This window comes from Aeromonas sp. 159 (assembly GCF_963862045.1).
Classification (GTDB): Bacteria; Pseudomonadota; Gammaproteobacteria; order Enterobacterales; family Aeromonadaceae; genus Aeromonas; species Aeromonas veronii.
In genome coordinates this window covers 129,654-151,905 of the sequence record NZ_CAWLMI010000006.1, presented here as the reverse complement: position 1 = coordinate 151,905, position 22,252 = coordinate 129,654, and the positions used below count along the sequence as shown (strand labels likewise).

The 22,252-nt window shown below is 60.3% G+C and carries 20 protein-coding genes and 1 tRNA gene; 6 read left to right on the top strand and 15 right to left on the bottom strand.

Annotation, left to right across the window (positions count from 1 at the left end; genetic code table 11):
• Window positions 1-17 precede the first annotated feature (17 nt).
• The gene (lptG, locus tag AACR14_RS01580) at window positions 18-1,088 is read left to right on the top strand and encodes an LPS export ABC transporter permease LptG (protein WP_005355217.1); all 1,071 of its coding nucleotides are present in this window, start codon (window positions 18-20) and stop codon (window positions 1,086-1,088) included.
• A gap of 74 nt (window positions 1,089-1,162) precedes the next feature.
• On the opposite strand, the gene AACR14_RS01575 is transcribed toward lptG, so the two are convergent.
• A complete protein-coding gene (locus tag AACR14_RS01575) occupies window positions 1,163-1,696 on the bottom strand; it encodes an RDD family protein (RefSeq protein ID WP_019444875.1) in 534 nt (177 codons plus the stop codon).
• Between the two features lie 143 nt (window positions 1,697-1,839).
• On the opposite strand from AACR14_RS01575, the gene AACR14_RS01570 reads away from it, so the two are divergent.
• Window positions 1,840-1,925, top strand: a tRNA-Leu gene (locus AACR14_RS01570).
• 239 nt (window positions 1,926-2,164) lie between these two features.
• Here AACR14_RS01570 and AACR14_RS01565 read toward each other — a convergent pair.
• From AACR14_RS01565 to AACR14_RS01530, 8 genes are all read right to left on the bottom strand, one after another.
• The gene (locus AACR14_RS01565; RefSeq protein ID WP_019444874.1) at window positions 2,165-2,788 is read right to left on the bottom strand and encodes a PepSY-associated TM helix domain-containing protein; all 624 of its coding nucleotides are present in this window, start codon (window positions 2,786-2,788) and stop codon (window positions 2,165-2,167) included.
• Between the two features lie 64 nt (window positions 2,789-2,852).
• Window positions 2,853-4,895: a TonB-dependent receptor gene (locus tag AACR14_RS01560; protein WP_026034867.1), complete on the bottom strand. Its 2,043-nt coding sequence runs from the start codon at window positions 4,893-4,895 to the stop codon at window positions 2,853-2,855.
• Between the two features lie 293 nt (window positions 4,896-5,188).
• On the bottom strand, window positions 5,189-6,226 hold the full coding sequence (locus AACR14_RS01555; RefSeq protein WP_019444872.1) for an acyltransferase: 1,038 nt from the start codon (window positions 6,224-6,226) through the stop codon (window positions 5,189-5,191).
• 223 nt (window positions 6,227-6,449) lie between these two features.
• On the bottom strand, window positions 6,450-7,361 hold the full coding sequence (pbpG, locus tag AACR14_RS01550; protein WP_019444871.1) for a D-alanyl-D-alanine endopeptidase: 912 nt from the start codon (window positions 7,359-7,361) through the stop codon (window positions 6,450-6,452).
• 259 nt (window positions 7,362-7,620) lie between these two features.
• Window positions 7,621-9,087: a glutamate/gamma-aminobutyrate family transporter YjeM gene (yjeM, locus tag AACR14_RS01545; RefSeq protein ID WP_019444870.1), complete on the bottom strand. Its 1,467-nt coding sequence runs from the start codon at window positions 9,085-9,087 to the stop codon at window positions 7,621-7,623.
• A 435-nt stretch (window positions 9,088-9,522) separates the two neighbouring features.
• On the bottom strand, window positions 9,523-10,401 hold the full coding sequence (locus tag AACR14_RS01540) for a DMT family transporter (protein ID WP_019444869.1): 879 nt from the start codon (window positions 10,399-10,401) through the stop codon (window positions 9,523-9,525).
• Window positions 10,402-10,434: 33 nt separating this feature from the next.
• Window positions 10,435-11,355 carry an ABC transporter substrate-binding protein gene (locus AACR14_RS01535; RefSeq protein WP_026034865.1) on the bottom strand — a complete coding sequence of 307 codons (921 nt, stop codon included), beginning with the start codon at window positions 11,353-11,355 and terminating at the stop codon, window positions 10,435-10,437.
• Window positions 11,356-11,475: 120 nt separating this feature from the next.
• Complete coding sequence (locus AACR14_RS01530) at window positions 11,476-12,531, bottom strand: porin (protein ID WP_019444867.1); 1,056 nt, start codon at window positions 12,529-12,531, stop codon at window positions 11,476-11,478.
• A 221-nt stretch (window positions 12,532-12,752) separates the two neighbouring features.
• Here AACR14_RS01530 and glpX point away from each other — a divergent pair, with 221 nt between their 5' ends.
• On the top strand, window positions 12,753-13,763 hold the full coding sequence (glpX, locus tag AACR14_RS01525) for a class II fructose-bisphosphatase (RefSeq protein WP_005336386.1): 1,011 nt from the start codon (window positions 12,753-12,755) through the stop codon (window positions 13,761-13,763).
• A 131-nt stretch (window positions 13,764-13,894) separates the two neighbouring features.
• On the top strand, window positions 13,895-14,146 hold the full coding sequence (locus tag AACR14_RS01520) for a YkgJ family cysteine cluster protein (protein ID WP_019444866.1): 252 nt from the start codon (window positions 13,895-13,897) through the stop codon (window positions 14,144-14,146).
• Window positions 14,147-14,215: 69 nt separating this feature from the next.
• Here the strand turns inward: AACR14_RS01520 and AACR14_RS01515 are convergent, their stop codons facing one another.
• The 4 genes from AACR14_RS01515 to hemC are packed head-to-tail and all read right to left on the bottom strand — an operon-like array spanning window position 14,216 to window position 18,096.
• On the bottom strand, window positions 14,216-15,379 hold the full coding sequence (locus AACR14_RS01515; protein WP_019444865.1) for a heme biosynthesis HemY N-terminal domain-containing protein: 1,164 nt from the start codon (window positions 15,377-15,379) through the stop codon (window positions 14,216-14,218).
• A gap of 10 nt (window positions 15,380-15,389) precedes the next feature.
• Entirely contained in the window at window positions 15,390-16,439 is a 1,050-nt protein-coding gene (locus tag AACR14_RS01510; RefSeq protein WP_019444864.1) for a uroporphyrinogen-III C-methyltransferase, read from the bottom strand.
• The gene (locus AACR14_RS01505) at window positions 16,436-17,170 is read right to left on the bottom strand and encodes a uroporphyrinogen-III synthase (protein ID WP_019444863.1); all 735 of its coding nucleotides are present in this window, start codon (window positions 17,168-17,170) and stop codon (window positions 16,436-16,438) included. The genes AACR14_RS01510 and AACR14_RS01505 overlap by 4 nt, the downstream gene beginning before the upstream one ends.
• The gene (gene hemC, locus AACR14_RS01500) at window positions 17,167-18,096 is read right to left on the bottom strand and encodes a hydroxymethylbilane synthase (RefSeq protein WP_139740585.1); all 930 of its coding nucleotides are present in this window, start codon (window positions 18,094-18,096) and stop codon (window positions 17,167-17,169) included. Before hemC ends, AACR14_RS01505 begins: the two co-directional genes overlap by 4 nt.
• Before the next feature lie 323 nt (window positions 18,097-18,419).
• Here hemC and AACR14_RS01495 point away from each other — a divergent pair, with 323 nt between their 5' ends.
• Window positions 18,420-20,939, top strand: coding sequence for a class I adenylate cyclase (locus AACR14_RS01495; protein WP_019444861.1), 2,520 nt, complete (start codon window positions 18,420-18,422; stop codon window positions 20,937-20,939).
• Window positions 20,940-21,005: 66 nt separating this feature from the next.
• Here AACR14_RS01495 and AACR14_RS01490 read toward each other — a convergent pair whose 3' ends face one another.
• Entirely contained in the window at window positions 21,006-21,659 is a 654-nt protein-coding gene (locus AACR14_RS01490) for an alpha/beta hydrolase (protein WP_019444860.1), read from the bottom strand.
• Window positions 21,656-21,970 (bottom strand): iron donor protein CyaY, encoded by a 315-nt coding sequence (gene cyaY / locus AACR14_RS01485; protein ID WP_019444859.1) that lies wholly within the window; start codon window positions 21,968-21,970, stop codon window positions 21,656-21,658. The genes AACR14_RS01490 and cyaY overlap by 4 nt, the downstream gene beginning before the upstream one ends.
• A 73-nt stretch (window positions 21,971-22,043) precedes the next feature.
• Between cyaY and lptM the strand changes: the two genes are divergently transcribed.
• Entirely contained in the window at window positions 22,044-22,220 is a 177-nt protein-coding gene (gene lptM, locus AACR14_RS01480; protein ID WP_019444858.1) for an LPS translocon maturation chaperone LptM, read from the top strand.
• Window positions 22,221-22,252: the final 32 nt, after the last annotated feature.

The window sequence follows — 22,252 nt, the reverse complement described above, 5'->3', positions numbered from 1 at the left end:
CATAGGAACTTCTGCTGATGTTTGGCATTCTCGATAGATATATCGGTAGGGTCATCTTTATGTCGATCCTGCTGTGTGAAATCACGCTCGTTGGTCTGGCGGGGCTCATCAAGTATGTGGAGCAGCTCAAGTCGGTCGGTGACGGCAACTACGACATGATCAACGCCCTCTACTATGTGCTGCTCTCCATGCCCAAGGAGGCGGTGCTCTTCTTCCCGCTGGCCGCGCTGCTGGGTGGCCTGATTGGTCTGGGTCAGCTGGCGACCAGCTCCGAGCTGGTGGTGATGCAGGCTGCGGGTCGCTCCAAGATCAGTATTGTAATGGCGGCGCTCAAGACGGCGATCCCGCTGATGATCATGGTGGGGTTGATGGGGGAATATGTGGCCCCCATCGCCAAGCGGATGGCAGATGACATCAAGGCGGGCGCGCTGTCCGAAGGTCGTCTGACGGTTTCAGCCTACGGAGTGTGGGCTCGTGATGGCAACAACTTCGTCAATATCAACGGGGTGCGTAACGATGGTGCACTCACCGGCATCACCCTCTATCGCTTCACCCCCGAGCGCAAGCTGATCGACGTGGTGCAGGCGCAGGAGGGGGTGTTCGAGCGCCACCACTGGCTGCTCAAGCAGACTCAGGTTACCCGCTTCGACGACCCGGCGCAGATCCGCAGCGAACAGCATGACAAGATGGAGTGGAGCTCGGAGTTGACGCCCAAACAGCTGGGGGTGGTGAGTATCGACCCCGAGAACCTCTCGGTCTCCGGTCTGCTCGACTACATCGGCTATCTCGATGCCAACAAGCAGGATGCCGGTCGCTACAAGCTGGAGATGTGGCGCAAATTGCTGTCACCGCTCTCGGTGGTGGCGATGATCCTGCTGGCCTCCTCCTTCATCTTTGGCCCGCTACGCTCGGTGAGCATGGGGGCGCGGATGCTGATGGGGATCATGACCGGCTTCGCCGTCTACGTGAGTGATCGGGTGTTTGGCCCCATCAGTCTGGTCTATGCGGTACCGCCCATTCTGGCGGCTATCGCGCCCAGCCTGCTGTTTGGCGGTATCTCCTTCTACATCCTCAGCCGCAAGCAGTAATCCGCACGAGGTTATGAGGAAATGCAAAGAGGGCACCTGTTGGTGCCCTCTTTCGTTATTGCATTGATCCGGGATTACTTGTTCAACAATTCCAGATTTGCCTCTTTGCTCAGCACGATCACTTCGCACTCGGCCCAGATATCCTGAAACGCCCGCGGGCGCTGGCGGTTGAACAGGCACATCAGGTTGCCCAGACCAAAGGCGGCGGTAGCGAGACGGATCAACGCTTGGGTAACGCGGATGTGGCTGCCATCCTCGTTCTGAATGCGCAGCCGCCAGGCGCGCATGCCGACGGTCTGGCCAGCGCGGGTCCAGAACCAAGTGTAGAAACCACAGATGACGAAGGCGAGCCACAGGGTGTAGATCAGGCTCAGGTGGTGGCGGGTCAGCAACCAGACGGTATCTTCACCCGCCGGTACGCTGGCCATGCCGGTGACCAGCAACAGCTTGGCTACACCCATGCCGATGAAGCCGGCGATGATCAGCAGCGAAGTCACCACCAGCGCATCATAGATCAGGGCGCCGAGGCGACGCAGCAGACCCGCTGACGGGTATGGCTGAGTGGCGAGAGAGGGGGATTTTTGTTGGACTTTTTTAGGCTTGGCCATCGTTTTTATTCCATTAAGATGATGGCGGCATTCTATGTAACTGGCCCCGCATCGGCAAGGCGTTGAATAAATGAACAAACGGGAGTGTTCAATCGAAAAACACCTTGCATGGCATCGCGCCATTCGTATAATCCCTCGCAGTTGCCCGGGTGGCGAAATCGGTAGACGCAGCGGATTCAAAATCCGCCGGTGAATAACCGTGTCGGTTCGAGTCCGACCCCGGGCACCATCAAATTCATGACAAAAGGCCATCAGCAATGATGGCCTTTTGTTTTTTGGCGTTCCTGCGCATTGGTGCGTTGCTGCTGAGTAGGCAGTACTTCCCGTTACCTCTTGGTATCCCTTCTCTTTTTCCGCTCCCCGTTATTTCCTTGTCTTGATATAGCCGCTGACGGCATCACCGCCAGCGGCCTGTTTCTATTGCGGTTTTCTTTCCAAACCTTGCGGCATCAGATCATGATTGCTGCGTTACCCCAGCAGGGCAAACAGCAGGGTCCCGAGGGTACCTGCGAGCGTCAGCACGATGATGGCTCTGGGTGTGCCGTGCAGCTTGGTCCACATAAACAGGCTGGTGAGGGCCAGCAGCAGCAGGGCCAGGGCGGCGATATCGCCAAACAGCTGCCAGCCGAGGCCGGTACCCATGCCGCGGTGCAGCCGGTTGAGGCTGGCGGCAAAGTTGGCCAGTTGCAGGTCGGTACGTACCAGCAGGGTACCCTCAACATAGCTGGCGGCCACGCTCTGGCTGAGGGTGACGCCGCGCATCTCCCACTTGGCGGGCAGGGTGAGCGGGCCGTTCGGGGTGGGCAGGGTCTGGGCCGGGGTGATCATGGTTCGCCCGTCGACAAAGGTATCGGGATAGCGCTGTTGCAGCAGGCTTTTCAGCTGCTCCGGGCTGGCGAGCGGCGCCTCCAGCACTATCTCTTCACTCGATTTTTCGGTGTGGGGGCCGGGGATGGGCAACACGGCACGGTGTTGCAGCCAGAGGCCGGTGATGCCGTACATCAGCATCAGGGCGAGGGTAAAAAAACCGGCCCAGGCATGGAGGCGGCGTACCCATTTGTTGTTGTGAAGGGGAACTCTTCTGCGTTTCATCGTGGTTGCTTCATAAAAAAACTGGCCAGCAGGGGCTGGCCAGTCGGGGTGGTTGTCACAGAGATCAGAAGCGGTAGGTACCGGTCAGACTCAGCTGACGGGGCGTACCCGGCATGATCTGGGTGGCACTGGTGGCGCTGACAAAGTACTCGTGATCGGTCAGGTTTTCGGCGCTCAGCTCGGCTTCCCACTGCTGCCAGCGATAACCGGCGCGCGCATCGAAGCGGGCGTAACTGGGCAGTGTGGTGGTGTTGGCGTTGTCGGCGAAGCGATCGCCCACCGCCGTTACGCCGGTTTCACCGAACCAGCCCTGCTCGCCACTCTTGTAGCCGAGGTAGAACTGGCCATTCTGGCGGGAGACGTTCATCGGGCGCTTGCCCTGCAGATCCGCGTCCGCCTTGACCTGCTCCGCATCCTGAATGGCGAAGCCGCCACGCAGGTAGATCTCGTCGGTCAGCTCGGCACGTGCGCTCAGCTCGACACCCTCGGTACGCTGCAGGCCGGTGAGGATCACCTTGGTGGGATCCAGCGGATCCTTGGTGCGCTTGTTGTACATCTCCAGTCGATAGAGGGAGAGAGTGGTCGCCAGCTTGCCGTTCAGCCAGTCACTCTTCACCCCCCCCTCGTAGAGGCGGGTGTGCTGGGGTTCCAGCCCGTTGTTCTTGTCACCTGGGGTGATGCCGATCAGCTCGCCGCCCACCGGAGTGAAGGTCTTGCTGTAGGAGGTGTAGAAGGCGTGATCCTCGAGGGGATTCCACACCAGACCGAGGCGCGGGCTCAGGCTGTTGACCGAGACGCTCTCCTCCTTGTTGAGGTCGTAGCGGCGACTGGTGACGGTGAAGTCGTCACGGCGCAGCCCGCCCACCAGATGCCAGTCACCCAGGGTGAGCTGATCCTGCAGATAGAGGCCATTGCCGCGCACCTTGTGTTTGGCGTCGCTGGAGAGCTTCATGGCGCCATTGTAGGTGGGCAGCGAGCCCGGATCGTAGAGATTGCCAGACGGGATGGCGGTGGCGTTCTGGTAGAGCTTGGGTGTGCGCTCCTGCCAGTTCTGCTCGAAGCCAACCAGCAGGCGATGTTCCACCGGGCCGGTCTGGAACAGACCTTCGGCCTCGGTGTTGCTGATCAGGCTCTTCGCTTTCAGATCTTGCTGCCAGCGGGAGCGGGTCACCTGATCCCCTTTGACGCTGGTGACATAGGTGTTGTCAAACTGGCTGTCGAGGGTGGAGTAACCGAGCTGCTGGCGCAGCTGCCACTGATCGTTGATATCCCAGGAGAGGCGGGAGCGGGTGGATTGCGCCACGTCATCGATGAAGTCGCGACTGGTATCGCTGTAGACATACTCCCGCGGCACATCGGCCGGGCGACCATTGATCCCGGGAATGCCGCGATCCGGGGTGCGGTCATGTTCGTTGCGCTCGTACTGTACCAGCCAGTTGAGGTTGTCGCTGATCTCCCAGTTGACGGAGGGGGCCAGCAGGGTACGCTTGCTCTTCACGCCGTTGCGGAAGCTATCTTTGTCCTCTTGCGCCATGTTGAGGCGCAGCTGTACCTGTTCGCTCGCCTCACCATTGAGGTCGGCGGCCAGTCGTTGGCTGTCAAAACTGCCGACCCGGGCGGTAACGCTGGACTCCTCTCCTTTCTGCGGCTTCTTGCTGACCCGGTTGACGATGCCCCCCGTGCTGCCGCGGCCGTAGAGCACGGCAGCCGGGCCCTTGAGCACTTCCACTCGCTCGATGTTGCCGAGATCCCGGGTGTACTGCATGTCGTCGCGGAACCCGTCGAGATAGAAGTCGTTGCTGGCGCTGAAGCCGCGGATGTTGACCCCGTCGAAGCGGGTATCACCGCTGGCGTTGACCCCGGGAATGCCGCTCAGGGCTTCACTCAGCGTCGGTTGGCCGAAGGCGGTCAGCTCGCTGACCTTGACGCTGTCGATGGTCTGGGGAACCAGCTTGGCTGGCGTATTGGTACGGGTAGCGGTGGCAACTTCCTGATGCTGGGAACGTTTACCAACCACAGTCATGGTTTCATCGGCGGCCTGGGCTGTGAAGCCGGTGCCCAGCAGTGCCAGCGAGACCAGCGTTCTGCGAAAGTGAGGGTGCTGCATATTCAATGTTGACTCTTTGGATGTCGACCTGACGGCTCGAACATATTGATTTAATTATAATTAGCCTGACCCGCTCAAGCGGGATGCCAATGATATTGATTTTCATTTGTCTGGCAAGGTGAAAATAGAGGGGGGCAGTGGTGGCAGGTTTTACGGTTGGGGAAGCGCGGCTGAAAAGTAGAACCATTGCAGCAAACCGCGCGAACGACGCAAGGGAAAAAGGGCGTAGCGGAAGAGAAAGGGACAAAACGTGAAGAGGCATCCGGCCCGATAGGACGGGCCGGATATCGGACTCAGTAGGTGCGCAGCAGTCGGCGGGCGAGGGGGAGGGCCGCCATCAGGCGATAGGCCAGCAGAGACGCTCCCAGCAGCAGCGGCACCTTGGCAATCTCCCACAGGATGGATGCGCCCTGCGGGCCGAACACGAAGAGCCAGACCACCAGCATCATGTGCAGGCAGTAGATCCCGAGCACTTTGGGGGCCTGGCGCTCAAGCCAGCTGCCCTTGCCCCACTCGGGGTTGGCCAGCAGCAGGCCAAACAGGCCGATAGCCCAGGGAAGGGAGCCGAGCAGGAAGTCGTGGCGGGTGAGCGGCACTGCGGCAAAGTGCTGCAGCGCCCAGGCTTCACAGCCATAGAGCGCCACGCCCGCCAGCAGCAGTTGCCAGCCGATGCGGGCATCGGGCTGCCACTGACGCTGGCGCAACAGGGCGCCGAGCGCCACAAACAGCAGGGAGAAGAAGGGGCCGTTACGGGTGAGCAGTGGCCACTCGGCGCCCAGCAGCGGCTTGGCATAGGAGCCCCCCAGCAGCGCCAGCAGGTAAAGGCCAAGACCCAGCCAGAGGGCGAGCGATGGTCTGCCAAGCCGATAGCAGAGTGCCAGCAGGGCCACCGCCATCACCAGGGCTGGCAGAAACCAGAGGTGGATCATGCCGCCCACCAGCCAGCCATTGAGGGGGTCGCCGAGCTGGAATTGCCACTGCCCGCGCAGGGAGGCCAGATAGCCTTGCTGCACGGCATCCAGCGGATTGAACGGCACCAGCAGGTAGACCAGACTCCATACCAGCCAGAGCAGCAGTAAGGGGTGGCAGTAGCGCCAGGCAACGGTCAGCGGCGCTTCGCGGCTCAGTCTCGGCTGCAGAAAGTAACCGGCACAGAGGAAAAACAGCGGCACGGCAAAGCGGCATAACTGGTTGATTGTGCCGCTCAGCCAGAGCCAGGATCCGCTTCCCCACAGGGCGGGATTGAAGGGATTGGCGAAGGGGGATACGTGAATGGTCATCACGGCCAGAATGGCCAGTACCCGCCCGCACTCGATACTGGAAATACGCATGGTGGCTCGTCGCTACAGGGGTTGTGATGGCACGCTAAAATTCTTGCCGAAAACTTACAACCAATTGATTCTATTAGTGTGAATCACGCTGTTGAGTAGTTACATTTTGTAACGGGATGGCGGAAGGTGTTACCTGTAACGGGAGCAAGCTCCCGTTTTTGGGCGCGCTCATGCAGATAAAAAAAGCGAGGCGGGCGCCTCGCTTGGTTGGGGATGTTCGAGCTTACTGGTGAGTCAGCATGCTGCTCTGGTTGGCTGCCAGGGTGGTTCTGCCCGAGCTCTCCAGCCAGGTTTTGATCCGCTTGGCGTCGGCGACCCGATCGTTGGTGGTCTCGGCATTGAGCAGCACCATGATCACCGGCTCACGATTGACCTTGGTGCCCAGCACCAGACAGCGGCCCGCTTCGCGGATATAGCCGGTCTTGGAGAGGGTGAACTCCCATTGCCCTTCGCGGATCAGCCGGTTGGAGTTGAGGTAGTGCAGCTGGCGCTTGTTGGTGCGCACATAGCTCTGCTCGTCGGTGGAGTACTGGCGGATCAGCGGATAGGAGGCAGCTGCGGCGGCGAGCTTGGCGAGATCCTGCGCGGTGGAGACATTGCGCGGGTTGAGTCCGGTGCTGTCGGCGTAGCGGGTATTCCACATCCCCAGCATGCGGGCCTTGGCATTCATCGCCTCGACGAAGGCGCGCTGGCCGCCGGGATAGTGGCGGGCCAGCGCCGAGGCTGCGCGGTTTTCAGAGGACATCAGGGCGATATGGAGCATTTCGGCGCGGCTGAGCCTGGAACCGATGGCCAGGCGCGAGCCGGTTCCCTTGATGCGGTCGATGTCGGCATTGGTCACCGTGAGCATTTCGTTAAGGCGCAGGTTGGCATCCAGCACCACCAGCGCCGTCATCAGCTTGGTGAGTGAGGCGATTGGCATTACCCGGTTGCCGTTGCGCTCGGAGATCACCTCGCCGGTTCTGTGGTTGGCCACCACGAAGGCAGCCGAGCTGAGGTTGGGCACATCCCGTCGCTCGAGAAAGCCGCTGCTGCTCTTGCTGCTGGCGGCAAAGGGGTTGGCATGGGCACTGTCCATAGTGGCCGGCAGCATTACTGCGCCAAGCAACAGGGGAAGGAGGGAACGCATCATCATGATCAGCTCTACCGGACGAAATACAGGGATATCTCGCTAAGTTATATGTCGTGAACTGGCGCTTCACAATCATTCTCACCTTGATATTGATAATTTACGGCGTTGAGCGCGCTCTGACGGCGAGGAGAGCGTAAAAGAGGTCTCCATAGAGTCTTTTCTTACATTGAAACTATGGACTGGTCGTGATGGCGAGCGGAAGCCGGCACTAAAAAAATCGGGACCAGAACAGTCCCGATTGGCATGGAGCATTGCTTGCCGTTTAGTGGGCATCTTCCTGCTTTATCTTGAAGCGCATGGCGATCACCACGAACAGCAGCGGGCCAATGATGGTCCAGACGCCGGTGGAGATATCGCCGGAGATAAAGGGGGCCACCACGGTAAAGACGTTGCCGAAGGCGACCAGGATCAGGCTGATGATGGTGGCCAGCAGTACCGAGCCCGCGCTCTTGAAGAAGATCAGATCCTTGTCCAGCGCCGGGTTGTTGCGATAGCGATACCAGGCGTAGATGAGGAACATGTAGGGCAGGGTCATGCCGACGTTGGTCATGGTGATGATCAGCTCATAGAGGGCGGCGGCCCCTTCCGGGTTGATCAGGGTAAAGATGGACTTGGCGGCAATGAACAGACAGACCACCCAGGCTTGCACCTTGAGGGCTTCAATCCGTACGCCATTCTCGTTCTCGCGCTGGAAACGCTCCGGCCAGAAGTAGCTCGGGGTGCCGGTGATGAACTGGCGCAGCGGTGCGTAGGAGAGGGCGATAAAGGCACCCAGATAGCTCAGGAACATGCCCAATCCGGCAAAGCGCATGAACACCTGTCCCAGCCACTCGCCACCGAGATGGCGCCCCAGCTCCAGCATGATGATGAAGAGGGCGGAGAGAGAGGTGATCCCCTCGGCCGGGAAGTCGCTCCAGCGCATGATGGCGCCGACCGCCAGAAAGCCGATGATGTAGCAGAGTACGATGAAGGCGCCGGAGAGGAAGATGCCGCGCTTGAGGTCACGCTCGGGATCTTCCAGCTCGTCAGCCACCCCGGCCATCGCCTCGACCCCGCCGTAGGCGAAGATGGCGAACACCATAAAGCCGAGGAAGGGGATGATGTCGTTGAAAGCGGCATTGGGAGAGGCCGTCAGCGATGCCTGGGTGAAGGGCTCCTGCAGGGTCATGCCGCTCACTGCGAAGGTGAAGACGCCGCCGACCAGCAACAGCACGTTGAGTGCCACCACGGAGAGGCCGCCGATGGCCGCCACTTTGGCGAAGCGGGCGCTGCCCAGGGTGATGAGCTTGGTGACGGTGGCAACCAGTGCGATGGCGACCACACCCAGAATAAAGGGGCCGAAGTCGATGCCGGTGCCCAGGGTGACCGGGATGACGGTGATGTCGCGGCCAAACAGCATGAAGGAGAGGGGCACCCACATAGAGAGCGCCTTGCCAAACATCCAGATGACGTAGGAGGCGAACCACATGGTCAGACCGATAAAGGCGAATCGGGTCGAGACCGAGTGACGCATCCAGGTAAAGATGCCGCCCGCCTCTTTGCGAAAACCGGTGCCGAATTCGATCATCATCAAAATGAACGGGATGAAGAAGAACAGACCGCCGATCACGAACATCGGAATGGCGGCATATCCCATTCGGTAAAAACCGATCCCGATATTAGTGACGCCAAATACCGATGTTAATATCATCAATATAAAGGCGCCCAACTTCAGCTTTTTTGCTGACATATTAAAAACTCCCTGATGGTGCTGGATTTAAAATAATCAAAAATTAAACAGACGAAACCGGACCCATTAATAACGCGGTAGCGCCATGCCATCTTGCTGTGGCGGGCGCGATCGGGTCATCTCTGACCGGGCTGGCTTACCCGTCAGGCGGTCAATGAATGTATGGGCGGAGCGGCATGGTCTGTGCCATGCGCGGTATTGGTCAGCGTTGCCGAAAATTAACTGTGAACGATTTTATCATTAATGCTGCTGGGCAGGTAAGTTTCCCGAATGAAGCTGTGGTTGAAATAAACAGACCTGCCAGTTAATTGATACGTTGCGGATGTAAACATTTACGCCCGGGCCGAGACTTATTTCCATTATTCGTATTCGGCATATTTGGCGGAGTGAATTACGCCATCCTGTCAGATAAATCTGCACCAATGGCGACAGCGCTTATCCTCCCAGCCGGGTCAGCAGCACGCCGCCGGTGATAATGGCCGCCGCCGTCAGCCGCATGCGCCCGAGCGGCTCTTTCAGCAGCCAGACCGAGAGCAGCATGGCAAACAGCACACTGCTTTCGCGCAGAGCCGCGACCACGCCAATGGGGGCTTGGGTCATGGCCCAGATAACAATCCCGTAGGCGAGCAGTGACATAGCCCCTCCGGTGGCGCCAACCAGTGCATATTGACGGATCTGGCGCCATGCGTTGCGTTTCTGGTGGACGAGCAGCACCAGCAGCATTGCCAGCCCGGTGCAGGCAAAGAGCCAGAGGGTGTAGCGTACCGGTTCACCCCCTGCGCGGGCGCCGGCCCCATCCGATAGGGTGTAGGTCGCCGTGAACATGGCCGTGATCAGGGCTGCACGAACTGCCTTGCTGTCAAGGCGTTGCTGCCCACCTCGCCAGGCCATCAGCAAGACCCCCATGATCAGCACGCAGGCACCGATGATGCCGCCGTAACCGGGGTAGTCCCCCAGCAGCAGGGCACTTAACGCCATGGCGAGCAGTGGGGCACTGCCACGGGCCAGCGGATAGATCTGGCCAAAATCGCCCTGATTGTAGGCATGGCTGAGAAACAGGCAGTAACCGATATGGAGCAGGACTGAGAGGCCGAGCCAGGGCAGCTCGGCAGCAGAGGGAAGCCCCATGGGTAGCAGCGCCACGGCGGCGATAAGCCCTGAGAAGATCGCCACCAGTGACACGCCCACCAGCCGCTCTTCGCCAATTTTGACCAGCGCATTCCAGCTGGCGTGAAGCAGGGCTGCCAGAAGAACGGCAAAAAAGACGGTGGTGCTCATGGGAAAGGGCTCTCGGGCGATGGGGGTCAACAGCATACCCGCCCGGAGCCTGATTGGCCGAGATCTTTATCAAGGCTTCGGCGTTTCGGGGCTCGCTTCCTGCTTGATGGCGTTACCCAGTTGTCCCAGCACCAGTTTGGGATGGGGATCGGTCTGCAGCGGAATATCCTGCAACTCTGTTCCCTGCTGATGGCGGTGGATGATCCCGGCGGCCATCTTGCCCAGCGCCTCGTAGCTGCTGATGGTGCCAACGCTGCAGCCGTGTTCGACGAACAGCTCGGCACTGCAGATGGTAGGGATGGCCGCTGCGTTGAGCGCATTCAGCAAACGGGGGGCGATGGAGAGCAGATAGCTGTCTGCGGCCAGAAAGACGATGTCGTTTTTGGCATCCTGTTGCAGCCGCTTCAGTTCGTTGTCCAGCCGCCGTGGGTCAGGGGCCATTCGCCAGGTGACCATCTGCCACTGATAGCGTTTCGCTTCATTGAGCAACATATCGGCCACCAGCAGGGTGTTCTGCTCACGGGGGTTGAAGGGTAGCAGCAGCCGTTTGCCGGTGGCCAGATGCTCGCTGGCGTTGGCCAGTTGCAGTGCCATCGGCACCATGTTGCTTACCCCGGCCACCATGCTGTTCTGGGCTTTGTCTTCCGAGAGGATGTCTGCCCCGACCGGATCGGAAACCACATTGAAAATCAGAGGCTTGCGGTTGGCCACCAGACTCTTGGTCATGGTGGTGGCGGTGGTGCCAAAAGTGTAGATGTAGTCGTATTCGGCCAGTTTCGGCAGCATCTGCTGGCGCAGCATGGTTGCCAGCGCCGTACGATCCTGATCGGCGTTATAGGTGGTGATGGTGGCCTGATAGCCAAGGCGGGTCAGCTCTGCCCGAAAGCCCGCTTCGGCTGCGGTTTCACCGCGCCACAGCACCATGGCGATAGAGAGGGCGTGAGCGGGAAGAGCCAGCAGTAACAGCAGGACGAAAGGCAGCCTGACCATGATCATCTCTCCGGCGATACATCTACTGTTGAGCCTAGGCCACTTTCTCCGGTCGTGAGCGACGCTCAGCAAAAAGCGCGATGGCAAGCCATCGCGCTTTGGGGATCCGCAAAACCTCGATTAGAAGTCGTAGCGGGCAGCCAGCTGGAAGTCATCCTTGACGTTGAGCTTGCCGCTCTCCTTGCTGTCCAGATTGTTGATGCGGTACTCGCCAATCACCCGCAGGTTCTTGTTGAATTTGTACTGGGCACCCAGGGTGTAGTAATCCACGTTGTCTTTCTTGATGCCAGCCTTGTCCTGCTCCTGTTTGTTCCACAGGGCCATCAGACCGAAGCCGTTCTCGAAGTTGTAGCCCAGCGCGGCTTCCCAACCGGTGTGATCGGTGCCGGTCGCCAGGAAGTCGCTGCCATCGGCATAGCTCAGGGCGGCGTAGGCGGCCTTGTTGTCGAACTTGGCGGAGATCAGCCACAGCTTGGCATCTTCTTCACCGCTCTTGTCGCGGATACCGACGTTGTAGGCGGTACCCAGTGACAGGTTGAACGGGAAGGTATAGGCCACGGCAGCACCGTAGGCGGCGTCGCTATCCTTGCTGGTGGTCTCTTCGGTGTCACCACCGTCGAACTTGTAGCTGGTGTCGAGCTGGAAGCCATTGAACAGGCCGGAGTATTTCAGCACGGAACCGGCGCGGTTGGTGGCGAAGGTGTCGGTCTTGGCGCCCAGCGCTTCGTTGCCGTAGCCGTCGGAGAGGGAGACATCAGTCCAGTCGGCCAGGAAACCCGGGGCCCCTTTCTGGCGACCGAAGGTCACGGTGCCCCAGTCAGCGCCGACACCGGCGAACGCCAGACGGGTGCGCAGGTTGTCGGAGTTCTCGCTGATGGTCTTCTCGCTGTCATTGATATACATCTGTACTTCGTACTGAGCCAGAGCCTTCAGGCCGCTCTGGATCTGGGTCTCGGCCTTGGCGCCGAAACGGACAAACTGGTTGGCACCCTGTTTGTCGCTGTATTCGCTTTTCGGTTTGCCGCTGGCATCCAGTTCCTTCTTGTCACCAAAGAAGTGGCCAGCGTAGATACGGCCATAGAGATCCAGCATGGAGGTGTCATTTTTGTACACTTCAACGGCTTGAGCCTGGAAGGCTGCGGTGAGAGCCAGTGCCACTACAGTCAGCTTTTTCATCTTAATCCCTTGTGGTGTTGCAAGCTTTTGTTTTGAAAACGAGGTCATGCTAGGCAGCAGGGATGACAGCGGGGTGACAGTTGGATGAAGAGTCGATGGCAATTGGGTTGCAATTGGATGAATTGGCTACATTCTTGCTCGCAGCGGCTACTTTTGTGCGCAAAGGTTTGCCCTTGTGGTAGAATGCCGCCCGTTTTCGAGCTCCATAGGTTGGATATGCGATGAGACGTGAACTGGCAATCGAGTTTTCCCGAGTGACGGAAGCGGCTGCACTGGCTGGCTACAAGTGGCTCGGACGTGGTGACAAGAATATCGCTGATGGGGCGGCCGTAGCGGCCATGCGCCACATTCTCAACCAGATCGAGATCGATGGTGAGATTGTGATCGGCGAAGGTGAAATTGATGAAGCGCCGATGCTCTATATCGGCGAGAAGGTTGGTACCGGACACGGCGACGCGGTGGATATCGCGGTCGATCCCATCGAGGGTACCCGCATGACTGCCATGGGTCAGGCCAACGCGCTGGCCGTGCTGGCGGTGGGCGACAAGGGTTCTTTCCTGAAAGCGCCTGACATGTACATGGAAAAGCTGATCGTCGGGCCCAAGGCCAAAGGCGCCATCGACCTGGATCAGGCTCTCGAGCTGAACCTGAAGTCCGTGGCCAAGGCGCTGGGCAAGCCGCTCTCCCGTCTGACCGTCATTACCCTGGCCAAGCCGCGTCATGACAAGGCAATCAAGGAGATGCAGGGTCTGGGCGTGCGGGTGTTCGCCATTCCTGATGGTGACGTTGCCGCCTCCATCCTCACCTGTCTGCCGGACAGCGAAGTCGACATGCTGTATGGCATCGGCGGCGCACCGGAAGGGGTGATCTCCGCGGCGGTGATCCGCGCGCTGGATGGTGACATGCAGGCCCGTTTGGTGCCGCGTCACCGCGTCAAGGGCGACAGCCCGGAAGTGCGTGCGCTGGGCGAGCAGGAAATTGCCCGCTGCGAAGCGCTGGGCATCGATGTCAACAAGGTGCTCAAGCTGGAAGACATGGCGAAGAATGACAACGTCATTTTCTCCGCCACCGGCATCACCAAGGGGGATCTGCTGGATGGCATCACCAGCGATGGCGTGATGGCGACCACCGAGACCCTGCTGATCCGTGGTAAATCCCGTACCATTCGTCGTATCAAGTCGATCCATTATCTTGAGCGCAAAGACAGCGTGGTTCGCGATATCATCCTGTGATGATGGCTCGCTGAACCGGCTGTGTCTGAAGCCCGATCGCCCGTGCGGTCGGGCTTTTTGTTGTGCGCCAGCTACGTTTGTGCTGCGGCTTCGGCTATGGTGGCTCAGACCGTCCCAAAGGAGTGGAGTCTATGGAGTGTCGTAGCGGCTGCGCTGCCTGTTGCATCGCCCCCAGTATAAGCAGTGCCATTCCCGGTATGCCAGATGGCAAACCGGCTGGCGTCCCCTGTATCCAGCTCGATAGCGCCCTTGGCTGCAAGATCTTCGGTCAACCGGAGCGGCCAGCGGTGTGCGGCGGTTTTCGTCCCATGAAGGATGTGTGCGGCAGCCACCGTGCCGAGGCCATCTGGCTGATCGGTGAGCTGGAACGGCTCACCACCTGACGAGGGCAGGGCGAAGAGATAAAAAAGAGGCCGCATCATGCGGCCTCTCGCGTTTCTGTTCGCTGGGGATCAGACTCCCGCCAGTTCCAGTGCCTGACGATAGTACTCGTTGGCCTTGTTGGTGAGGCGGCGCTTGTCCATCAGCTGGCCGAGGGCGTGGTAGGCGGCGGCGCTCGGCGCCCGCTCCACCTCCTGCTCCAGCAGCTTCTGGGCATCGTCCAGCTGACCTGCCAGCAGATAGAGCTGGGCCAGTGCGGTGTCCACATCCGGTTGCCCCTGCTGTTTTTGCAGCAGCGCCAGCAGCGGCTGGTAGCTGTCGAGTTTCAGCTTGGGCAGACGAGCCAGCAACTGGGGCATCGGCTGTTTTCGCAGTGCCTCCTGCCACAGGGTGGCGGCCTCGCCATCGGCGCCCAGCTGGCGCAGCAGATCGCCGTAGCAGGCCAGCAGTTCTGGCTCGAGGCGCAGCTTGCGCGGCAGATCCTGCCATACCGCCTTGAGGGTCTCGAGGCTGCCGGCAGCCTGTTGCAGACGACCAGACCAAGCCTGTTGCAGCAGATCTTCTTCCTGTTTCGGGGTCAGCTTGCCCACCTTGTGCAGTGTCGGGATCAGGTCGCACAGGGCGCTCCAGTCCTGACGGGCCAGATGCACCTGACGCAGCTGATCCAGCACCATGGGGTGGCGCGGGTTGAGGGCGTAGACTGACTCCAGCATCGCCAGCGCGGTATCGTACTGGCCCTGCTCGATCTGCAATTGGGTTTGGGTCAGGGTGAGCGCCAGCTCGGCCTTGGGGTTCTCCTCCTGCGCTTTTTGCAGGTATTGATCCCGGCGGGCGTCGTCACCACGGGCCTGGGCCGCCTTGGCGGCGCTCAGGTAGTTGAGCAGCGGGGTGTCGCTGTTGCTGGCCCCCTTGATCAGCAGCTTTTCAGCCTGACTGTAGTGCCCTTCGGCCATTGCCAGGGTGGCGGCGACGGTCTGTTGATTGGCCTTGCGGCGGCGGCGCGAGCCGTACCAGCCGAGGGTCTTGCGGCGCAGGCCGAATACCCGACCCATCAGCCACTCGACGATCAGCAGGGCGCCGTAGAACAGCACTGCCAGGATCACCGCGCTGGTGACGGAAGATTCGATGGTGTAATTGCCAAGGGCAATCAGCACATAGCCCTTGTTGCCGGAGGCTTGCGGGCCAAAGATCAGCCCTGCGACCATCACGGCAACCAGAATGATTATACGGATCATGGTGCCCTCCTCAGCTGCTGGCCAGAATGCGTTGCAGGCGTTCGGTCAGCACCTGCTCCAGTATCGCCTGGGTCTTGAACTGTGCCGGATAGTCGATCTGGATCTGCTCACCCTTGAGCTTGTCGATCTCGCCCTGCATGTAGCGGGTGGCGCTGTTGTCGGTGTCGAAATACTGGGTCAGCCAGCGCTGGGCCTTGTCCAGGCTGTCTTCGTAGAGCGCCTGCTGCTCGCGATAGACGGAGAGCTGGGCCTGCAACAGCTTGGTCTTGAGGTTTTCACGCAGGAAGATCTCCTGCTGCGGCGAGAGCAGCGCCTCTACTGCACCATCGCGGCGGCGGATGGTGACGAAGTTCTCGGTGAACTTGACCCAGTTCTTCTTCAGGTTGCTCTCCCACTCTTCGGGATTGGTGCTGACAGCCTGATCCGGTTCGGCCTTGGCTTCCGGCATGCTGACGGTGGAGAGGGGCAGCAGCTCGATCTGGTCGGACAGTGCCGCCAGCTTGAGGGTCAGCCCCTCGCGGTCGATGCGCGGCATCCCCTTGAGCTTGGCGATATCCTCGGCCAACGCCTTGCGGATCGGCATCAGGCTGGGGTCGTTGAGGGCAGCGATCCGCTCGTCGGCATTGCCGAGCAGGGTGATGGCGGAGACGAGGTCATGCTCCAGCCACAGCTTGCGGCCCGCCATCCGTACCAGATACTCGGATTCGGCAAGCATCCAGTCGTTGGGGCGCTTGTCATTCAGATCCAGTACCCGGTTCTGCAGACCCTGCATCTCCCCCTGCAGTCGCTGCTGGGTTTGATCCAGTGCGGCCAGCTGCTCGGCATCCTTGCTGCTGGTCTGGTCGATCTTGCTCAGGGCGCTCGCCAGCTGCTGCTTGAGCTGGGCCAGTTCGGCCTGCTGGGCCACGGCGTTCTTGTGACCGTGCAGATAGAGACCGCCGGTCAGGCCAAGGGCCAGCAGGATGGCGACCCCTCCCAGTACGGCACCGGAGCGGCTCTTGCTGCCATTGACCGCAGCGGTCGGCTGGGGTTTGACCTGGGATTCTTGTTGTTCTGTCATTCCATCTTCCTCAGTTCCAGTGCGGCCGTCATGGCCTGGTTGGATGCACCTTGGGCAATCGTGATATGGATAAAGCCCGCGGAGTGGGCCATCTCGGCCACGCGCGGGCTGGGGACCACCAGCAGGCGGTCAAAAAGCCAGGGCCGCTGGTGGTCGGGAACCAGCTCCAGCAGCCGTTGCAGCAGTTCACCACTGGTAATGAGCAGGCTGTCCAGCCCCGCTGCCTGCCAGTGGTGGGTTAATGTGTCCCCGTCTAGCTCGGGGTAGTGGCGCTCATAGGCCGCACAATAGTGCACCAGAGCACCGCGTGAGGCCAGTGTGCTGGCGATGAGATCCCGCCCGCCATTGCCGCGCAGGATCAGCACCCGTTTGCCTGCTACCTGCTGCAGGGCGGGCAGGGCCAGCAGCCCTTCGCTGCGCGGGTCATCCGGGCAGCTTGCCGTGATGCCGATGGCGGCAAACGCATCTGCGCTGGCCTGACCCACCGCAAAGTACTCAATATGTGGCCAGGTCTGACCAGTTTGCAACAGAAAATCGTGTGCAAAATGAACGGCATGGATGCTGACGGCGATAACCGCGTCAGCACTGCGCAACAGGTCGGGCAGGAGAGGGAGTTCACTGCCCGCCACGGTTTCCAGCAGCGGGCTGCAGAGTGGTGCATGGCCGTGCTGGCGCAGCAACTGCACCAGCTCGGCGGCCTGAATGGCCGGACGCACCACCAGCGGGGTCATGCGCGGTAGACCTCGGCCAGGATCTCGTCGGCACCGGCTGCCAGCAGGCGCTGGGCCAGTTGCTCGCCGAGGGCCTCACCATCGGCCAGCGGGCCGCGGATCTCGTCGCGGATCACCTGGCTGCCATCCGGGCTACCCACCAGACCACGCAGCCAGATCTGCTCGCCTTCGACCAGTGCGTAGGCACCGATGGGGACCTGACATCCCCCTTGCAGGGCGCGATTCATGGCGCGCTCGGTCAGTACCCGGGCGCGTGTTTCGGCGTGTTCCAGCGGCGCCAACAGAGCGTGCAGCTCAACATCGTCGAGGCGGCATTCGATGCCGACGGCGCCCTGACCGTTGGCAGGCAGGCTCTGTTCCGGCTCGATAAAGGCGGTGATGCGGTGCGCCATCTCCAGTCGTTTCAGACCGGCGGCGGCGAGGATGATGGCGTCGTATTCACCGGCATCCAGCTTGGCGAGGCGAGTGTTGACGTTGCCACGCAGGTCGCGGATCACCAGATCCGGGCGGGCGGCGCGCAGCTGGCACTGGCGGCGCAGGCTGGAGGTGCCGACCACGGCCCCTTGCGGCAGTTCGGCAATGGCCTTGAAACGGTTGGAGACGAAGGCATCACGGGGATCTTCCCGCTCGCAGATGGTGTGCAGGCCGAGCCCCTCGGGGAACTCCACCGGCACATCTTTCATGGAGTGAACGGCGATATCGGCCCGCCCTTCCAGCATGGCGGTCTCCAGCTCCTTGACGAACAACCCCTTGCCGCCCACTTTGGCCAGCGGGGTATCGAGGATCTTGTCACCCTGAGTGCTCATGGGCACCAGTTCGACCTGCAACTGCGGGTGCAGGGCTTCGAGCCGGTCTTTGACAAAGTTGGCCTGCCACAGGGCCAGCGGGCTCTTGCGAGTGGCAATTTTCAGGGTTCGGGCTGCCATATCAATCAGTTGTTTCATTTTTAGAAGGAAATCGATATTACCACCCTTTGCCCGGGCTTTCATGGCGGAGCCGGCAAAAGCGGGGCCAAGCTCAAAAATGCATGCTGAAAATGATTTTCATTAAGCAAGTGGTGTTGATTAATTCATTGAATGTATTGGAATTTAATGATTTCCCCTGATACTTGATGTGGTCATACCAGAAATAATCTGGCGTTTAGCTGAAGGCTTGTTTACCACCGCTGTTTGCATTGTTAACATGATCACACTTTTTTGACGTATCCCCCTTTTGGTGCGTCATTTTCACTTAGGTGATAGGCAGGGCATTGCAGGAACACATCGATACGCTGGTTGCGCGTTATGACGACATTACCCGTCTCAAGACGCAACGGGCGTTAGGCCTCATGAGTCGCTATGGGCAGCAGGTATTCCAACTGCTGCCTGTCATGCTGCACTTCAATCATCCCCTGCTGCCCGGTTATGTCTCCGGTGATGTCCCTCATGGCATCTGGAGCTTCAGCGCCACCGCCGAGCAGCAAGCCTTCATCGATGACCTCTGTCGCAACGCCAACTGTCAGAGTGGTCTTGCCACCCATGATCGGGCCATTCAGGGGCTCTACTCCATGGGCAGCACCTCCTCCATCGGTCAATGCTGTCACTCCGATCTCGATATCTGGGTCTGCCACGTGGCCGGTTTGTCTCAGGAGCGGCTCGATTTGCTGGAGCTGAAATGCCAGCAACTCTCCAAGTGGGCCGAACAGCGCGGGGTCGATCTCAACTTCTTCCTGATCCCGGAAGACAAGTTCCGCCAGACCAACGATGCCCAGATGCAGGGGGAGAGCTGCGGCAGTGCCCAGCACCTGCTGCTGCTCGACGAGTTCTACCGCAGTGCCATGCGTATCGCGGGCAAACGCTTGATCTGGTATCTGGTGCCCACCGAGTGTGATGATCACTACGATGCGTATGTGAACGAGCTGTTCGAGAGCGGCAAGCTCAAGCAGGACGACTGGCTCGATCTAGGCAGTTTTGACCGTATTCCGGCCGAAGAGTATTTCGGCTCCGCCCTGTGGCAGCTCTACAAGGGGATCGACTCCCCCTACAAGGCGGTGCTCAAGTCGGTGCTGATGGAAGCCTACTCGCACGAGTATCCCAATACCCGCCTGCTGTCGATGATTGGTCGCGACTGGTTCCAGCACAACGAGGGGATGCACTATCGGCTCGACAACTACTGTCTGATGCTGGACAAGGTGACCAACTACCTCAAGTCCATCGGCGACATGGCGCGGCTCGATCTGGTGCGCCGCTGCTTCTACCTCAAGGTGTGCGACGGTCTCAGCCATCCCAAGGATGATCACTCCCCCGAGTGGCGCCGCGAGCAGATGAGCCAGCTGGTCTCCTACTGGGGCTGGAGTCAGGAAAAGCTCTATCAACTCGATCATCGCCACGAGTGGAAGATCGAAGAGGTGAAGATCGCTCACGCCGAGCTGCTGGAAGCCCTGATGCAGAGCTACCGCAACCTGATCCAGTTCGCCCGCCGCAACAACATCAGCGAGTCGATCAACCCGGAAGATATCGGCATCCTGTCGCGTAAACTATACGCCGCGTTCGAGAGCCTGCCGGGCAAGGTGCAGCGGGTGAACCTCAAGATCGCGCCGGATCTGAGCGAGCCCGACCTTAGCTTCGTGCAGGTGCCCCACGGTCGCCTCAACCGCGCCGGCTGGTATCTCTACAAACATTCGCTGGAGCCGGTGGACATCATTGGTCGCGCGCCGCTCGAGTTCAACGGCTACATCAGCAAGCTGGTCTCCTGGGCCTACTTCAACGATCTGCTGACCCCCCAGTCGCGGGTGCACCTGTTCAATCAGGGCTCGGATCTGCACATCGACAATCTGCACCAGTTCTGCCGCGATCTCTCCGGCTGCTTCCCCGAGAAGTACCCGCTGGCCACCAACCTGGCGCTCAGCCGACCGTGCGAAATTCGCCAGCTCTCCATCTTCCTCAATCTGGAGATGGACCCGACCAGCCACTGGGTCGGTCAGGTGATCGAATTTGACGCCAATACCGTGGATGTCTTCTCGTTCGGTCGCAATCAGGAGTGTCTGGTCGGTTCGGTGGATCTGGTCTATCGCAACTCCTGGAGCGAGATCCGTACCCTGCACTTCCAGGGGGACGAGGCGGTGGTCGATGCCCTCACCACTATCCTCGGCAAGATGCATCAGGATGCCGCCGCCCCCGAGATGATCGAGGTGTTCTGCTACAGCCAGCACTTCCGCTCTCTGGTGCGCTCCCGCTTCCAGACCCTGGTGGCGGAGTGTATCGACCTGCGCCTTGCCCGCGACAAGCAGCAGCTGGTCAAGACCATGGCCCTTGGCCGCGAGAAGTACGGCATCTTCTTCGAGCGGCGCGGGGTGTCGGTGAAGAAGCTGGAAAACGCCATCGATTTTTACCGTCACATCTCCCACAACAAGCTGGATCACCTGCCGCTGCGGCTCGACAAGACCCACAGCCAGCATCTGCCGAGCATCGTCGATGCCTACGCCAGCGAAGGCTTGGTGCAGTTCTTCTTCGATACCCGGGATGCGGGCACCAACATCTATATCCTCGATGAGGCGAACCGGGTGGAGATCTACCAGCACTTTGCCGGCAACAAGGATGAGCTGGTGGCGGGGGTCAACCGCTTCTACACCTCGAATCACGAGCGGTTCAGCGATGATGGGCAGTTCATCAACTTCAACCTGCCCCAGTACTACGAGATAGTACAAGTGAATGGCGAGCTGGATGTGATCCCCTATCGCAGTCAGGGCACTCTGCGCGAACAGGTGCCGCCCGCTCGAGAAGTGGGCTGACCCGCCAGTTGGAATCGTCATAAAAAACGGCCTGCAGATGCAGGCCGTTTGCTTTACCGGAGAGGCTCAGGCGCCGAGGCGAGCCAGCAGCCAGCTGCGAATGTCGCCCAGCTGCGGGCGGCAGATCTCGTGACGCATCGGGTACTCGTGCCACTCGGGGGCGAGTCCGGCGCTTTCCAGCCGCTTCTTGGCATCCCAACCGAGCGACAGGCTCACCACATCGTCATAGATGCCGTGCATGTAGCAGATGGGCAGGGTGCGAGCGGCCTCGCTCATCTCGCCGAGCAGCTGGTCGGGGGCTGCCAGATAGGTGGACATGCAGAGCAGGCCCGCCAGCGTTGCCTGATAGCGCAGCGCGGTGAAGGAGGCAATCACCCCGCCCTGAGAGAAACCTGCCAGCACGATATGCTCGGGGGCAAACCCGTCGGCCACCAGCTGATCGAGCAATGCGGCAATCTGGTTGGCCGAGTCACGGACATGGGACTCCACGGCCCGCTCGGCGGGATCCTCGAAGCTCTTGATGTCGTACCAGCCGCGCATCTTGTAGCCCATGTTGATGGTGATGGGGCGCTCGGGGGCATCCGGCAACAGGTGACGCACCGGTGGCTCGGCGGGCAGATCCAGCGCCTCCACCAGCGGGGCGAGACCGGCGCCGGAATCACCCAGCCCGTGTAGCCAGATCACCGCATGACGGGCGCCCTGCGGGTGCAGGTCGATCATGGGAACACCACCTCTTCGCCCGCCTGGGCGGTGCAGGATTGGCTCAGCAGCGCCTTGAGCTCGTGGCCGAAGCGGTTGTCGATCCAGGTGTCACCCTGCAGTTCGAAGTGGAAGCCGTTCTCGCGGGTGGCGACCCAAATCTGGTGCAGTGGCTCCTGCTTGTTGATGATGACCTTGGTCTTGTTCTCGAAAGAGAGGGTCAATACGCCGCCGCTGCGTTCGCAGTCGATATCCGGATACCCCTCGTCGAGCGTGTCTTCCACATATTGGAAAAAGGCGTCGGTCAGGGCGTGATACTCGTGATCCTTCATCGGTTTATCCTGTTGCTTTTAACAATGTGAGTGCGATTATAGAGGGCCAAAAATTTTTTCGCAGCGAACCATTATGATCACTCAGTTCACCAAGTGTCTGCTTGCCACTCTTCTGTCCCTCGGGTTGGCCGCGTGCGGTCTGAAGGGGCCGCTCTATATGCCGCCCCCCGAGCAGCCACAGAGCCAGAGTACACCGCAAGCAGCACCGCCTGCGACCACTGAGGCTGCCACCGAGGCCGCGCCGCACTAATGCCGCACCCATTCTAGGAAGGAACCGCCCCC

What these genes read in the sequence shown, in the direction of transcription:
- AACR14_RS01515 (WP_019444865.1), bottom strand. Translation starts at nt 15,379, where the DNA reads ATGATCCGTATAATCATTCTGGTTGCCGTGATGGTCGCAGGGCTGATC.
- AACR14_RS01540 (WP_019444869.1), bottom strand. Translation starts at nt 10,401, where the DNA reads ATGCTGTTGACCCCCATCGCCCGAGAGCCCTTTCCCATGAGCACCACC.
- glpX (WP_005336386.1), top strand. Translation starts at nt 12,753, where the DNA reads ATGAGACGTGAACTGGCAATCGAGTTTTCCCGAGTGACGGAAGCGGCT.
- hemC (WP_139740585.1), bottom strand. Translation starts at nt 18,096, where the DNA reads ATGGCAGCCCGAACCCTGAAAATTGCCACTCGCAAGAGCCCGCTGGCC.
- AACR14_RS01505 (WP_019444863.1), bottom strand. Translation starts at nt 17,170, where the DNA reads ATGACCCCGCTGGTGGTGCGTCCGGCCATTCAGGCCGCCGAGCTGGTG.
- lptM (WP_019444858.1), top strand. Translation starts at nt 22,044, where the DNA reads ATGATCACTCAGTTCACCAAGTGTCTGCTTGCCACTCTTCTGTCCCTC.
- AACR14_RS01510 (WP_019444864.1), bottom strand. Translation starts at nt 16,439, where the DNA reads ATGACAGAACAACAAGAATCCCAGGTCAAACCCCAGCCGACCGCTGCG.
- AACR14_RS01565 (WP_019444874.1), bottom strand. Translation starts at nt 2,788, where the DNA reads ATGAAACGCAGAAGAGTTCCCCTTCACAACAACAAATGGGTACGCCGC.
- AACR14_RS01535 (WP_026034865.1), bottom strand. Translation starts at nt 11,355, where the DNA reads ATGGTCAGGCTGCCTTTCGTCCTGCTGTTACTGCTGGCTCTTCCCGCT.
- AACR14_RS01490 (WP_019444860.1), bottom strand. Translation starts at nt 21,659, where the DNA reads ATGATCGACCTGCACCCGCAGGGCGCCCGTCATGCGGTGATCTGGCTA.
- lptG (WP_005355217.1), top strand. Translation starts at nt 18, where the DNA reads ATGTTTGGCATTCTCGATAGATATATCGGTAGGGTCATCTTTATGTCG.
- AACR14_RS01560 (WP_026034867.1), bottom strand. Translation starts at nt 4,895, where the DNA reads ATGCAGCACCCTCACTTTCGCAGAACGCTGGTCTCGCTGGCACTGCTG.
- pbpG (WP_019444871.1), bottom strand. Translation starts at nt 7,361, where the DNA reads ATGATGATGCGTTCCCTCCTTCCCCTGTTGCTTGGCGCAGTAATGCTG.
- AACR14_RS01520 (WP_019444866.1), top strand. Translation starts at nt 13,895, where the DNA reads ATGGAGTGTCGTAGCGGCTGCGCTGCCTGTTGCATCGCCCCCAGTATA.
- AACR14_RS01575 (WP_019444875.1), bottom strand. Translation starts at nt 1,696, where the DNA reads ATGGCCAAGCCTAAAAAAGTCCAACAAAAATCCCCCTCTCTCGCCACT.
- AACR14_RS01530 (WP_019444867.1), bottom strand. Translation starts at nt 12,531, where the DNA reads ATGAAAAAGCTGACTGTAGTGGCACTGGCTCTCACCGCAGCCTTCCAG.
- yjeM (WP_019444870.1), bottom strand. Translation starts at nt 9,087, where the DNA reads ATGTCAGCAAAAAAGCTGAAGTTGGGCGCCTTTATATTGATGATATTA.
- AACR14_RS01555 (WP_019444872.1), bottom strand. Translation starts at nt 6,226, where the DNA reads ATGCGTATTTCCAGTATCGAGTGCGGGCGGGTACTGGCCATTCTGGCC.
- cyaY (WP_019444859.1), bottom strand. Translation starts at nt 21,970, where the DNA reads ATGAAGGATCACGAGTATCACGCCCTGACCGACGCCTTTTTCCAATAT.